Below are 13,215 nucleotides of genomic sequence, written 5' to 3'. Positions count from 1 at the left end.
AGACTCGGGAGGCGGAGGCTTTCCGTCCCGTCGATGTGGCGCTCGTGTCGAGCGTACGCACCGCCCACATCCAGTCGGAGTCCGCAATCGAAGTGCGTGGCTTGGCCGACATCACCTATGACCTGCAGGATGAACTGGCGAGGCTTGGGCGCATGGACTCAGCGCTAGCGCCGTCGTCGGAGCGCTCGGGGATGCGAGGTCGCGTTCCTTCGGCCGACAACGACAGGAGCAGCTGCGATCGGTGGTGTCGCCTTGGCCCAAAAAAGCCCCGTTGCCGGGGCCTTTCTTATGCGCATCACTTACCTGATTTTAGTCAAGAGGCATGCGCTAAAAATAGTTGGAAGTTCTTTCCACTTTCAAGCTTTCCTTTGATACCCAAATTTCTCCGCCACCGCCGGAGAAATTTTTGTTGCGCACTAAGAAAATGAATACAAAATGCTTTGAATTCTGACTTATACCTACGTCGTAGCTATTTATGTCTCGCATGTAATCGCCATCTCTGCCAGGCGCTGTGTGCCTTTCAGAGATATTTTTGGAATATGACGATATGGCGATCTCGGCGGCTTTTATCAAGCGGGCGGGCGGCTCGCTCGCTCCGACTCGCATTGGGGTGAAAGACGCGAGAATCAGTGCCGTGATCGCTGCATTCATGGCGATTTTCATTGTCAGCTCTCAGTTAATGCCTAGGAATTCCATTATTTTTTCGGTAATGCTCTTTTCTCTGGGCGCGTTGCAATCGCATGCATCTTGATTGTTCGGCGAAGGTCTGGGCAGTGGCACAGCATCTCCTCTACCCATGCTGCTGTATCTAAGTATTTTCCCGGAAGGGGTGCCTATCCATGCGAGTTGACCATAAGGTATCTGTATGTCGCCTCCAGAAAGAGTTTCCCGAACTGGCTTTGCAGGATAGGGCTCCCGAGCGTGAGTATGCCATTTTCCAAGTGATACGACGCCCGGAGGCGGGTCTCCCGAGTTTACATACTCATCGTCATAGCTAGTTCGAGGTTCCATGTATGAATAGTAGCCATTTTTTGTTCTATATATCCAGCTGCCATACTCCCAGTTATTTTTTTGAGACAATGGGAGTGATTCGACAATCGCGTTTGCAGCTGCGATATCAGGGCTGCGATAGCAATCGCCAGGCCTCAATCCAAATGGGTCGGATAGCTCAAGAGGGCTGGAGTATGCGTAAGTGTAGCTGCTAATGCCTCCAGACAATCCGATTGGGTCACTCTGAATGTAGCGCCCTATGGCTGGGTCATAGTCGCGGAAATAGTTATATACCAGTCCGGTGTTCGATTCATAACGCTGCCCTGGGAACCGCATGTTGAACACGAACGCGGTGCCGTCCAGATCCGGGTCCTGATTCGGCGGGCTGTTGCCGAACGCCTCGCTCTTGGCGTGCCAGGTCTAGATGGCGACATTGCGACTCGGGTCGATGACCGCGCGCGGCGTGCCCAAATGGTCCGGCTGCACGTAATGCAGGGTCTGAGTGCTACCGCCGCCGACCACCAAACCGACCGGCGCGTTGCCGAACCACACGGCCTGCTGCTTGGCCGCGCCGGTGCTGTCGTAATCGCCGATCCAGTGGCCGTCCTCGTCGTACAACGTGTACGTGTCGATCATGGTCGTCGTCGCACCCGTGGTCGCGATCCGTTCGCCATTCGCGTTGTAGCGGTAGCTGGCCTTGGTGACGCCGGCCTGTTTGAACTGGCTCAACCGATCGTTAGCGTTGTAGACGAACTCCTTGGCAGCGCCGATGCTGGTGGTGTTGCCGGACGTGTCGTAACCACGCGCCACGCCGGCCACGCTGCTCAGCCGGTGGCTGGTGGTAGGGTAAACGTAGGCATCGGTGATGCCGCCGTGTAACAGTCAACTGTGGGAACAGCGCAGGTCAATACTGCAGGAGCGAGTAAAAAGAAAGGCCCCGTTGCCGGGGCCTCGAATATATAAAAATAATCATCCATCAGCTACTTCTTACAGAACTCTCGAATTGGTCGACGACAAATCGAAAGAGATCTACTGAGATCGTTGCGCTCTGAAGTCCTGTCGGATAGTTCGGATACTGAAAGAAAGGGTCGTCATGCAAAATCCAGATGATTCGAATGAGCTTGTCATCTAGAAATCCGATGAGCGAGAAATCATCGAAAGACTCGCCTAGTCCGAGCCGATATCTATCGCCATCCTCCATCGTTCCATCCATAACAGCATTATAAAATGCTTCGTTCGACTTTAAGAAAGCGCCGTCAGTGTCGATGTTAAGATCAAGGAGCCGTTTCATTCTTGAAAGAAAAGTTAAAATCGGAACTTGGTCCTCATAGGCGCCAACATAATTGCCGCTCAGCCATATTCGTACGTTGCCGAAGGGCGGTCCGTCCCTCTTGTCAATGCTCGCCTCGATGGCAAACGTCGACTTATCTCCAGCGAAGATAGCCATCACCACCTCTGAACTGAACTGGGTACGTCATTGATTCTAATCGCACGTGGCGCGCCGTTCGCAGTCTTGCCCGATGTCGAACCGTTCCAGTGCCAGTTACCGTTTCCGTCATTCTGAAAGCGGTGGTACTCGGCGTTTTTTCCATTACCGACTTTGGTCCATCGATTCCCATCTGGTCCCGCTCTGCTCTGCCGCCACAAATCCTCGTGGTCAGTAGGGAGTTTACTCTTAGTGCTATTGTAGGGGTTCCTTCCGCGATTTGACGGGTCATGGGTCCCAGGATTTTCATATTTGTCGATCGGGCAGCTATCATCGCAATCGCATTGCTCTTCTCGGACTAAACCTAAAAGTGCTGGCGTAGTAACACACGCTTTCATGGTCAGTCCGGCCGCCGCGCACTTTTGCTGACACCATGCCAGTCCCGTCGGCTGGCATCCTGCCTGAAGGCCGAGCGGATCGACGTAAGCCAATGGGGCGGCACCAACGTAGATATAGGTACTTGTCCCACCAATCAAACCAATCGGGTCACTTTGGACATATCGGCCAGTACCTGGATCATAGTCGCGGAAATAGTTGTAGACGAGTCCGCTAGCGGGGTCGAACCGCTGCCCCGGGAACCGCATGTTGAACATAAATGCGGTGCCGTCTAGATCGGGATCTTGATTGGGCGGGCTGTTACCGAATGCCTCGCTCTTAGCATCCCACGTCCAGATCGCAACGTTGCGGGCCGGATCAATCACCGCGCGTGGCGTGCCCAAATGATCGGGCTGCACATACTGTAGGGACTGCGTGCTGCCGCTGCCGATGACCAGGCCGACCGGTACGCTATCGAACCACACGGCTTGCTGCTTGGCCGCACCGGCACTGTTGTAATCGCCGATCCAGCTACCGTCTTCGTCGTACAAGGTGTACGTATCGATCGCGGCCGTCGTCGCGCCCGTGGTCGCGACCCGCTCGCCCGCCGCGTTGTAGCTGTAGCTGGCCTTGATGGCGCCGCCTTGCTTGAACTGGCTCAGACGGTCGTTGGCGTTGTAGACGAACTCCTTGGCGGTACTGCCGATGCTGACGGTATTGCCTGCCGCATCGTAACCGCGCGGCACGCCGGACACGCTGGTCAGTCGGTGGCTGGTGACCGGATAGACGTAGGCGTCGGTAATGCCTCCATGCAGCAGGCTTTTGCGATTGCCGGTTTTGTCGTACCCGTAGGTGTCCAGTGCGTTGGACGCGCTGTCTCGGGTAACCGTCAATCGGCCCAAGGTATCGTATTCATACTTTGCCTGAAGGGTGCTTTGCAGACCGTCCTTGAGTTCGGTCAATTCCCCGGCGGAGTTGTAGCCGTAACCCAGCGACAAGCCGCCGCTGGCGCTGTCCAGGATGGTTTTCGGACGGTAATCTTGATCGTAAGTGCGGTTGAGAGTACGGCCGTTGCCGTAGGTCCAGCCGCTCACCGGCCCGAACGGTTCGTAGGTGGCATTGCTTAAGAGCGTCGTGCGGATGCCACCACTCGGCCGGACCCCGATTTCCTTGATGCGGGACTGGGCATCGCGAACGTAATCCACGACGACGCCGTCCGGATAAGTGATGGCGCTCAGGCTGCCGCCCAGGGTGTAGGCGTATTGCAGGGTGAAGCTCCTGCCGGCGACGATCTGGACCTTGCGCACGATCCGGCCGAAGCGGTCGTAGCAGTATTTCAGCTCGTTGCCTTCGGTCCGGCTCGCAGTCAGGCGACCCAGGGCAAAGGTCTGCCCGGCGGTGCATTCAGTGTTGACCGTGTCGTAGTCGTACTCGACATCGGCCGGGCCGGTCGCGGTGTAGAAGATCGCCTTCGGTCGACCCAGCGCGTCGTAGGTGTAGCGGTTCGCGGCCGCGTCGTTGGCGTCTTTCTTGGTCGCCAATTGGCCGGCGGCGTCGTAGGTGTAGTCGGTGATCCCGGTGTCGGGACTTTCCAACTGGATATGGTCGCCGAAACCGTTGTAGCGGTAGTGGGTCGCCAACCGGTTCGGGTCGGTCACCTGGATGATCTGATCCCGCGCGTTGTAACGAACATCCGTTTGGACTTCCAAACCGCCCACGTCCTGCAAGGTGCGCACCAAGCGTCCGAGCGGATCGTAATCCTGATCGGTAATCCGGCCCAGCGCATCGGTAGTCCGGTCTGGATTGCCCAGGGCGTCGTACGTGAAGCCGGTCGCGTTCTGCGAGGCGTCCTTGATCGCGCTCAGTTCGTTGTAGAGATTGTAGACGCGCGACATGGTGCGCTTCAGCGTGCCGGACACGGTTTTGACGTCCTCCTGCTTTCGGTTTCCGGTCGCGTCTAAGGTGTAATGCACCGTATTGCCCGCCTGGTCGAACACGTCGGTCAGGCGATGCGCGTCGTCATACGCATAACGCAGGTAGTCGCCATCGGGCAGGGTGATCCGCTCGACCAGACCGGTAGGGCGATATTCGATGCGGGTGATCCGATCGTCGGTTTCGACGCTGTCGTCGGAGCCACGCACCTTGACCGCAGTCGGCCATCCGCGCGCGTGGTACTCGTAATCCGTGACCACGTCGTTGGAGTTCTTGGACGATAGCAACTGGCCCGCGCCGTTGTAACGCAGCGCTTCGAGAACTACGTGTCCTAGTGCGTTGGTGGCCTTCCACACGTCGCCCTTGCGGTGGTCGCAACTGCTGGGCCCCGTGGCGCAGCCGCTGTCGTCGGACGCGTAATAGCTGTAGCTCAACGTATCGGCGACATCCGTTCGTGGTCCGTCGACCAGCGTAGGCAGGCCGATAACCGGGCAGCGACCGGCATCGACGTCCGCCTGTTCGCAGTAGGTGGTCGTAATCGTTCTGGCCGGGGCGGTTCCGGATACGTCTAGCTGACTGTGTGTCAACGCCTGACCGCGGGCGTTGTAGGTCCAGGTCTCGTTGATCGCCAGTGCATTGCTCGCATCGTAGACGCGGCGCGCTGTCGGCACGCGGAAATCCGCATGCCAGTCGGTTTGGGTGGTGCGACGGAGCCCGGAGATGTCGCTCGCGGCTTCCACCTGTTTCAGCAAGCGGCCGCGCGCGTCGTAGTCGTAGTCGGTTACAACGCCGTTGTCGTTGATCACATCGTAGTGGCCGTTGAGATCGTAGGTGTAACTGACCGTGCGCGGCGTACATCCGGAACACTCGGTGACGATCTTCGTCGGTACTATTCGTCCGTTGACGCTGGCGAGATTGAGCTTCCTGGATGCGCCCGACGGTAACCCGATCTGGGCGTACGTCATGAAGGTGCCGTTGTCCGAGCTGGTGTAGCTCGAGGTGTACTGGTCCAACGAGCCGGCCAGCTCGGTGCCTTTCGCGCGATCTGCCGAGTAGCGCGTGGAGGAATAGCGAGCGCCCGATTCGTCTTCCACGCCGGTGAGCGCGCCGGTCACGTACATGCTTGAGCCAATGTATCCAACTTCGTCGTACAGGTACTTGACCTTCGTGCCGTCCTGATACTCGACGACAGTGAGGCGCTTTTCCGGTGTGTAGGCAAGCTTGATCGTTCGTCCGTCGGGCAGGTCCAGTTGTGAAATCAGATTGGCCGCGTTGTACTGGAAGCCGAGCTGACGCCCTAGCGGGTCGGTCACGGTTTGCAGACGGCCTGCAGAGTCGTAGGTCAGCAGTTGGCGATATCCATCCGGGCTACGGATTTGCGTCAACAAGCCGGCGCTGTCGAAGACTTCGATGTGCCCGTCTTCGTCCTCGTATTCCCAGCCGGTAGGGGTTTCGAGCAGGCGGGTGGTCACGCTTGCATAGGGAACCCATTCATTGCCGGAAGCGGGTTTCTTGAACGCGGCGACCTTCCCGTCCGGGCGGGAGATGAAAACCCTGGCTGCTCCGGTGGGTAAGGCCCAGCGTGTGGCACGGCTGCCATAGTTGAAGGTGCGATTCCCCCCTAGTACGTACGCATTCGGGGGCAGGGTGTCCCAAAGCAGCAGATAGTTGTAGGTCCAGGAAAACTCCAGCGGGAACGGGCCGTCGCCGCGATACTCGACCTTGGATTCGAACTTGTTGGCGTTGCCGGCGTTGATCGGGTCGCCGAAGCATTGCCCCGGGCAATCTGGGGCGCCCATGTTCTTTTCGGGCCGGGCGTTTTGCGGGTCGGCGCTGTATTTGACGAAGTACCAATTTCCCCCGCCTATGTTCAGCCAGCCTGCGGATGGCGTGTACGTGCAATGCTCCGGATGCCCCAGGGCTTGAACGGTTGCTTTGCAAGCCGCCATCGCTTCTGCGTGCGTTTTGCAGGTGCCTTCCAGAATGCGATGCGATGGGTAGACCGAGTATCTATAGGTCTCTTCGCAGGCTGAAGCCGACCAAGAAGCGCAAGCCAGCAGTGCCAACGAGGCCGCTCGTAGGATGGCGGTTCTCCAAGAGGTGCGTGGGGATGGGCGCCGCTTGCTTATCGCATCGGGGCCCGGTTGCGTTCCGTTCGCGGGTGTTATCACGGTGTATGCCTTTTGAAGAATGCAGGCGCGAAGCTCGCCAATGCGAGCCAGGGTGCGGGAGAAGGCCGGGCTGCGAGAAGCAACCTTGGAAGGACGTTCGAAGCCGCGTGGGCTGAGCGCAGGGCGGGACGTTTCCATGTCGATATGAGGACGATCCATGCGTCGATGCGAAACCGGACCACGGGTTCCGTGTGGCGGTTGCGCGCATCATTCTCCAGCGAAGTGTGGCTTGCAAGCCTCTCGCGCTGCGAGACCGTTGATCGGTCTGTTAACGGCACAACCACGATTTCATTCGGCATGTTTTGTTTGTAGCGATCTGTACGTTTGAAAGTGCCGTACGGGCACATGACTCGTAGCAACGTCGGCAGCCCTCGATACCAACAGAACCGCCACGCTTGCGCCCCAGCGGCAGTTGCCGCGTCGTCGCGGCTGGCAAACGGCACCGGCGATCGTGAGCCGTCCACGGCAACGCTCCAATGCGTCCCCAGGCGGATGGCGCGAAGTAGATATGAGTTGACGTCTCTCCCTCAATCCATTGGGTTCTGTCGCATTGCGCGCACCAGCGTTCGGCCTCAGCACCAGCCGACCGGAGAAAAGTGGGAGGGAGAGAGGAAACAGCCATTTCGGCGCGGAGCAGAAACCCCCAAAACCAAACGCCCCTCGCAAACACCCGCCAGTAACGGGGCTTGCAGAGGGGCGTGCGGACGGCGGAGAAACTTTCCCGCCGGGAATATGGCGCGCCAGTTCGCGCTATGTCCAACTTGGTTTGACATGCGCATGAGCTGTCCCCGTAACAAGCATGGTCGCAGCCAAGAGGGGGCGGAACCTCCTCTCTCATCAGGCGTAACTAAATTGGAAACTTAGGTAAGTCATCAAGAATGGACTGTGCAGTAGCCCTGGGTGAAACTGCATGGTAAAGCTGGTCGACCGCTTTCTGTCCCATCCCACCGCGAATAAGTGAGGTAAGCAAGCCAGACTTATAAGCCTTAATGACATTTGCTCCATCATACGAACCTAGGTGGGCATAGAAGCGAAATGCTGCCCCCCGGAGCACATACTCAATAAGAAACTTGAGAACAGTGGCTTCGTATAGCGGTTGGTATAGCCGGTCACTCCGAGTGGTTCGTTTGACCGCGATCGCGAGCAGGAAGGCGCTGCTGTCCAGCTGGCCTTCCAGGCAGCGATAGGCGTCTTCCAGGCCGATGGCGTTCTGAGCATTGAGATTGGGGAGATCAACGAGGAACTTGGCGAGCCCTGGAGGCAGTGGATGCGGCAACCGCACGCCCACTATGTCGGGCGAAGACAACCCCAATGTCATGTCCGCCAATTGCATCGCATGCTCAAACGCTCTAATAGTCGCCTGAACCTCCGGTTTGAACAGGCGAATTGTGTCGTATCCCCTGGGAAGCTTAACGATTGCGATCTTCCGCGCCGGAGTCGCAATGGATGCGACAGGCTGCGTGAATGATTGCGAGGCCCAGAGGCCGCTATCCATGAAGCGATTCCATGCGGCCGCTGCGTTCCAAAGCGCGGCGGCTTCAAGCAGTTCAAACACGTCGCCCTCGACCTTGGCGACCGCGCTTATCGCTAGCTTGAATCCTGCGCCATATTTCTGGGTGCCGGCGCCGTTGGAATTGACGCGCATCTGTCCGATGTATTCGTCGAACGCACGACCAGACATTGGATCTGAGTCGCACCCGGGTACAAAGGAGTCGAAGGTACAACCCAGGATCGTCGCCTGCTTCAGGCGGAACTCAGTATTTCTATTCGCCACCCGGTTAACGCGGCGGTCCTCGATGCACTCTCCATATGGGCAGTTGGCGCAGTTGATTGCCGGATCAGCTACAAATGGCATCAGCTCTTTCCTCCGGCGGACGCACACTCACGGGCCGTTGCAAACAGCACATCCAGATCCACCCCAAGAGCGTCCGCCAGCCTCTGCATCACTTGCAGTGTCGGATTTCTGACGCCGCGCTCTACGCCACTGATGTAAGTGCGATCAAGCCCCGAGCGATCAGCCAAGTCTTCTTGGCTGAGCCGGAGAAGTTCCCGATGTCGTCGCACGGCGGAGCCGAAGCTGGCAGCAAGATCCATGAAGCCAGCGTATTTATCTGTAGATCAAGAGACTACGGACTATGAGTCACAACTGATCATCTTGTGCTCAAATGGGCTTTGAGCAACTAGAAGTTGAAGAATCGAGCTAGCACAGGTAGGCTACTGCGAAGTTTGAAAGTCACATGTAGACGCCGGTGGAGCCGCCCATGAAGAAGACGACCATGCCGACCGCCCTGTCCTTGTTCTCAGGTTGCGGCGGGTTCTGCGAAGGTATTAAGACGGCAGGATTTGACATCCGTGCTGCTGTCGAAATGGATCGCTTCGCCTGCGAGACGTATCGCCACAATTTTCCGGCGACCCCACTGATCGAAGGGGATGTGCACGATTTTTTGAAGCCGCGTTCGGCAGATGCTAAGAAGTATCGCTTGAACGATCTGGACCTAGTGTTCGGAGGTCCACCCTGTCAGGGGTACAGCCAGATCGGCACTCGACGGCTCGATGATGAACGCAATGAACTGTATCTCCAGTACACGCGGATCGTAGAAAAGCAGCGCCCACGCGTTTTCCTCATGGAGAACGTCCCGAACATGGTGTTGCTGAATAAGGGGCATTTTCGCAAGCTTATTCTCAACAAGTTCGCCTCTATTGGGTACAGCAACACAGTCGTTTTGCGCTTGTCTGCGGCTGACTACGGTGTTCCTCAGCTTCGGCAACGGGTAATTTTTGTCGGTACGAGGGATGAGGATCAGTTCGCATTCGATCTTCAGGGTTTTTGCGAAGCTGTTCTGGACAAGCTTAAAGTGCGGAAGCACGTCACTGTCCGTGAAGCTATTGATGACCTTCCGGAGGATGTGGTTCATAGCGGCGAGACCATGACGTATCCAGAAGCTTCAAATTTGTCCAGGTTTCAGAAGATGATGAGGCTGGATCATGGGGTGGCGCAGTACACAAAAATGGTCAAGCGCCAGCGAGGACTCGGCCAAGAAGAAGCCATCCTTCACAACCACCACACTAAAGAAATTCAAGCTCGCCGCGCCAAGCTAATCGCGCTGCTGGAACCTGGCAAGAAAGCAGATAGCCTGCCTAAGGCGATATGGGACGGTAAGCGCCCTGAAAAATGGAGGCGCTTACATCCAGAGGAGCCGTCATACACGATTTTGGCCCATATGCATCGGGACTTAAGCGAGTGGGTGCATCCCTACCTTAATCGCTGGATCACGGTGCGGGAGGCGGCTCGCCTGCAGTCATTCCATGACGGTTTTGTTTTTCGTGGCAGTGAGTGGCAGCAGCTTAAGCAGATTGGCAATGCGGTGCCGCCCTTGCTTGGGCATGCATTGGGCCTTCTGGCGCAAGAGGTGCTAAAGGCTCTAGACGAGGGGAAGGATTACGATGGGCTCGCTTCTGAGATGATGCAGTTGGTTGCTGCGTAACTAGTTCTTCTTCTTTGCTGGGTGGCCGGCGATCAATTTATAGAGCGAGGCCAGCGCATCCTCGCCCAATTGACACGCCCACAGGACAACAACCTGCCAGTTCTTCTCTTTTAGCTTGCGAACAGTTTCGGCATCCCGGTCGCGGTTCCGCTGTAGTTTTGCCTGCCAATATTCTGTTCGGCTTTGCGGCATCTTCCAGGAAGGACAGCCCTCGTGTCCATGCCAGAAGCATCCGTGCACGAAAACCACAATCTTGCGAGATCTGAATACGATGTCGGGTTTTCCCGGAAGACGCGAGTCGTGGAGGCTATAGCGTAGGCCACGGCCGTGGAGGTATTTTCGCACGACCATTTCGGGCTTTGTGTTGCGCCCTCGGATGTGAGACATGACGCGGCTTCGGGTTTCTGGACTCATGAAATCCATGAAAGCGGACCTTCAGGTGTGTGTTTAAGAAATGCTGGCATGCCGAGCGTTTGCTCGGTGTGTCAGATCGTTAACGTGGCTATGCCACGCTAGCGGTGGATTGATGGCGAGGTCGTTAAGGAAAATGCCGTTCGGCAATGCATCATCCAAGATGACCTCAACAATCTCCGGCGCCAGCGTCGTCAAGTTCAGCACCCGCGCGACGTAGCTGACGTCCGTGCCTTCGCGCCGGGCGATGTCGCTCAAGCTCGCGGCCTCGCCTTCCTCCAGCATCGCCAGCCAGCGGTGCGCCCGCATCAGCGCGACCTGCAACGGCGTCTTCTGCTTGTCCCAGGGCCGGCTGTTCTCGGGCGCAGCCTGCATCTGCACCAGGCGCCGGCCACTCCGGCGCTTCAGCCGGATGGGCGCGACGACGATCACGCTGCCGTCGCTGATGTCCAGACGCTCGGCCTGGCCGGTGATCTCCAAGCTCGGGCGGTTCATGCCGCCGCCTCAGTCGGCGCCTGCATCTCTTCGGCGGTCGCCCGAAGGCCGCCGACCCGGAAATGCACCTCCAGCGACTCGTTCCCGACCGTGACCTTGTTGACCAACTGGCGTAGCAGCCGGGCTTGCTCGGCCGGTCCCAGCAGATCCCACAGCTTGTCGACCTGCGCCATCGCGACCGTCACCTCGGCCTCGTCCAGCCTCGGGTTGCGCGCGACCTCGGCTTTGATCAGGTCCGCCAGCAACGCCGGCATCTTCATGACATAGCGCAGTTGCTGGACAACGGCGGCCTCCAACTCGGCGGCGGGGATGCGCAGCGCGTCCTTGCCCTTGGCGCCTTCGTGCAGCGCGCGGGTACTCAGGTAGTAGCGGTAGGTCCGACCGTTCTTCTTGGTCGTGTGCCACGGCGTCAACGCGCGGCCGTCTTGGGCGACCAAGAGGCCGCGCAGGGGGAAGGGCACCTTGCCGTCCTCGACCCGCACACGCGCCGGCACCGGCACCGGCGCCGACAATCGGGCTTGCGCCCGTTCCCACAGGTCGCCGGTCACGATGGCGGGGTGGGCGTTCGGAAACCATTGCTCGTGGTGCCGCAGCTCGCCGAGGTAGGTCCGGTTCGCCAGCATCTTGTAGAGCAGCGACTTGTCGATGGGCTTGCCGGTGATCCGGCGGCCGGAGCGGGTGGTCCAGACCTTCGAGGTTTCCCCACGTGCCCGCAGTTCGCGCAGCAGGGCCATGGCGGAGCCATGCTCGGCGAAGTGTTCGAAGATGACGCGGACCAGCGCGGCCTCGGTATCGTTGACCACAAGCCGGCGCTTCTTCAGATCGTAGCCCAGCGGCGGCACGCCATGCATCCACAAGCCCTTCTTCTTGCTCGCGATCATCTTGTCGCGTGCGCGGTCAGCATCGAGTTCGCGGTCGAACTGGCCGAACGACAGCAGCACGTTCAGCATCAGCCGGCCGATGGAGTCGGTCGTATTGAACTGCTGGGTTACCGAGACGAACTCGACGTTGTGCTCGGCCAACACGTCCCACAGCTTGTGAAAATCGCGCAGGCTGCGCGACAACCGGTCGATCTTGTAGGTCACGATGATGTCGATCTTGCCGGCGCGCACGTCGGCCATCAGGCGCTGGAGCGCGGGCCGGTTCAAGGTTGCCGCCGAGTAGCCGGGGTCGTCGTAGTCGTCGGCGACCGGAATCCAACCTTCACCTCGTCGGCTGGCGATAAAGGCTTGGCCGGCGTCGCGCTGGGCGTCGATGCTGTTGTACTCGCGCTCCAACCCTTCCTCGGTGGATTTGCGGGTGTAGACCGCGCAGCGCAGGCGGCGCGGGGTCGTGGTCGTGCTGCTCACTTCGACTCCTTCTTATTTGTGGTGCGCAGGCCGAAGAACGCCGGACCGGACCAGCGGGTACCGGTGATGGCGCGAGCGACGGCCGACAGGCTGGTGTACTGCCGGCCCAGGTACTCGGCGACGCCGGCTTGTCCAACCGTGACGCAGTGAAGCGCGCCGTTAAATTCGCGCGACAGCACGGTGCCCGGCATCGGCGCGGTGTTGCGTGCGCGCGGTGGAATCTCGCCGGACTCGACCAGCGCGCGGATGCGCCGCTGGTTCCGGTCCAAGCGAGCGCGGTCGTGTTGGCGGTACTCGATCTCCTGCAGTCGCGTCGCGATGCGGCGTTCGACAAAGCGGCGATGCTTCACCGCCGGCTCGGCGTGGTAGAGACGTTGATGCTCGGCTTTCAGCTCGGCCCACGACATCTCGGGCAGGCGCGCTAACTGCGCCAGCAGCGAGGCGGACGGTTGGAACGTGGTCGTGATCTTCGACATGCGGTTGGACTCGCGTGGACGGGTTGACATGTACGCTCGGGTCGGCCCGAAAGCCAACCCAACCGCGTCCAGTTATCGGCGGAAAGACGCGCGGGCGGCGGTGAT

10 protein-coding genes and 2 pseudogenes are annotated in these 13,215 nt (G+C 58.8%); 1 reads left to right on the top strand and 11 read right to left on the bottom strand.

The genetic code is table 11. The annotated features are described in order from the left end of the window. Positions 1 to 327: 327 nt before the first annotated feature. The 7 genes and pseudogenes from JHW41_RS25255 to JHW41_RS25230 all read right to left on the bottom strand — a co-directional run bounded on the left by JHW41_RS25255 (position 328) and on the right by JHW41_RS25230 (position 8,988). Positions 328 to 663 carry a hypothetical protein gene (locus JHW41_RS25255; RefSeq protein WP_138884483.1) on the bottom strand — a complete coding sequence of 112 codons (336 nt, stop codon included), beginning with the start codon at positions 661 to 663 and terminating at the stop codon, positions 328 to 330. Positions 664 to 672: 9 nt separating this feature from the next. Next, a pseudogene (locus JHW41_RS27735) lies at positions 673 to 1,074 on the bottom strand (DUF4329 domain-containing protein); the annotation flags it as partial. A gap of 72 nt (positions 1,075 to 1,146) precedes the next feature. Beyond that, positions 1,147 to 1,863 (bottom strand): annotated as a pseudogene (locus JHW41_RS25250) (RHS repeat-associated core domain-containing protein); the annotation flags it as partial. A gap of 103 nt (positions 1,864 to 1,966) precedes the next feature. After that, positions 1,967 to 2,437 carry a hypothetical protein gene (locus JHW41_RS25245; protein WP_139381796.1) on the bottom strand — a complete coding sequence of 157 codons (471 nt, stop codon included), beginning with the start codon at positions 2,435 to 2,437 and terminating at the stop codon, positions 1,967 to 1,969. Next, a complete protein-coding gene (locus tag JHW41_RS25240) occupies positions 2,437 to 6,789 on the bottom strand; it encodes an RHS repeat-associated core domain-containing protein (RefSeq protein ID WP_250448340.1) in 4,353 nt (1,450 codons plus the stop codon). The genes JHW41_RS25245 and JHW41_RS25240 overlap by 1 nt, the downstream gene beginning before the upstream one ends. A 952-nt stretch (positions 6,790 to 7,741) precedes the next feature. Further along, positions 7,742 to 8,749 carry a Cfr10I/Bse634I family restriction endonuclease gene (locus tag JHW41_RS25235; RefSeq protein WP_250448338.1) on the bottom strand — a complete coding sequence of 336 codons (1,008 nt, stop codon included), beginning with the start codon at positions 8,747 to 8,749 and terminating at the stop codon, positions 7,742 to 7,744. After that, entirely contained in the window at positions 8,749 to 8,988 is a 240-nt protein-coding gene (locus tag JHW41_RS25230) for a helix-turn-helix domain-containing protein (RefSeq protein ID WP_250448336.1), read from the bottom strand. Before JHW41_RS25230 ends, JHW41_RS25235 begins: the two co-directional genes overlap by 1 nt. A gap of 167 nt (positions 8,989 to 9,155) precedes the next feature. On the opposite strand from JHW41_RS25230, the gene JHW41_RS25225 reads away from it, so the two are divergent. Next, positions 9,156 to 10,379 carry a DNA cytosine methyltransferase gene (locus JHW41_RS25225; RefSeq protein WP_250448334.1) on the top strand — a complete coding sequence of 408 codons (1,224 nt, stop codon included), beginning with the start codon at positions 9,156 to 9,158 and terminating at the stop codon, positions 10,377 to 10,379. On the opposite strand, the gene JHW41_RS25220 is transcribed toward JHW41_RS25225, so the two are convergent. Genes JHW41_RS25220 through JHW41_RS25205 form a run of 4 tightly spaced genes read right to left on the bottom strand, consistent with a single transcriptional unit; the run spans position 10,380 to position 13,110 of the window. Beyond that, positions 10,380 to 10,802, bottom strand: coding sequence for a very short patch repair endonuclease (locus JHW41_RS25220; RefSeq protein ID WP_250448332.1), 423 nt, complete (start codon positions 10,800 to 10,802; stop codon positions 10,380 to 10,382). 24 nt (positions 10,803 to 10,826) lie between these two features. Next, entirely contained in the window at positions 10,827 to 11,285 is a 459-nt protein-coding gene (locus tag JHW41_RS25215) for a LacI family transcriptional regulator (protein WP_250448330.1), read from the bottom strand. Then, entirely contained in the window at positions 11,282 to 12,634 is a 1,353-nt protein-coding gene (locus JHW41_RS25210; RefSeq protein WP_250448328.1) for a recombinase family protein, read from the bottom strand. Before JHW41_RS25210 ends, JHW41_RS25215 begins: the two co-directional genes overlap by 4 nt. Next, positions 12,631 to 13,110 carry a DUF2924 domain-containing protein gene (locus tag JHW41_RS25205; protein ID WP_250448326.1) on the bottom strand — a complete coding sequence of 160 codons (480 nt, stop codon included), beginning with the start codon at positions 13,108 to 13,110 and terminating at the stop codon, positions 12,631 to 12,633. Before JHW41_RS25205 ends, JHW41_RS25210 begins: the two co-directional genes overlap by 4 nt. Positions 13,111 to 13,215: the final 105 nt, after the last annotated feature.

The sequence above is a fragment of the Lysobacter enzymogenes genome, from assembly GCF_023617245.1.
Taxonomy (GTDB): domain Bacteria; phylum Pseudomonadota; class Gammaproteobacteria; order Xanthomonadales; family Xanthomonadaceae; genus Lysobacter; species Lysobacter yananisis.
This window is presented reverse-complemented; position numbering and strand designations above follow the sequence as displayed.

Excerpts from the sequence above, each read along its gene's own strand:
- JHW41_RS25255 (WP_138884483.1), bottom strand. The coding sequence starts at position 663 with ATGAAAATCGCCATGAATGCAGCGATCACGGCACTGATTCTCGCGTCT.
- JHW41_RS25245 (WP_139381796.1), bottom strand. The coding sequence starts at position 2,437 with ATGGCTATCTTCGCTGGAGATAAGTCGACGTTTGCCATCGAGGCGAGC.
- JHW41_RS25235 (WP_250448338.1), bottom strand. The coding sequence starts at position 8,749 with ATGCCATTTGTAGCTGATCCGGCAATCAACTGCGCCAACTGCCCATAT.
- JHW41_RS25230 (WP_250448336.1), bottom strand. The coding sequence starts at position 8,988 with ATGGATCTTGCTGCCAGCTTCGGCTCCGCCGTGCGACGACATCGGGAA.
- JHW41_RS25225 (WP_250448334.1), top strand. The coding sequence starts at position 9,156 with ATGAAGAAGACGACCATGCCGACCGCCCTGTCCTTGTTCTCAGGTTGC.
- JHW41_RS25220 (WP_250448332.1), bottom strand. The coding sequence starts at position 10,802 with ATGGATTTCATGAGTCCAGAAACCCGAAGCCGCGTCATGTCTCACATC.
- JHW41_RS25215 (WP_250448330.1), bottom strand. The coding sequence starts at position 11,285 with ATGAACCGCCCGAGCTTGGAGATCACCGGCCAGGCCGAGCGTCTGGAC.
- JHW41_RS25205 (WP_250448326.1), bottom strand. The coding sequence starts at position 13,110 with ATGTCGAAGATCACGACCACGTTCCAACCGTCCGCCTCGCTGCTGGCG.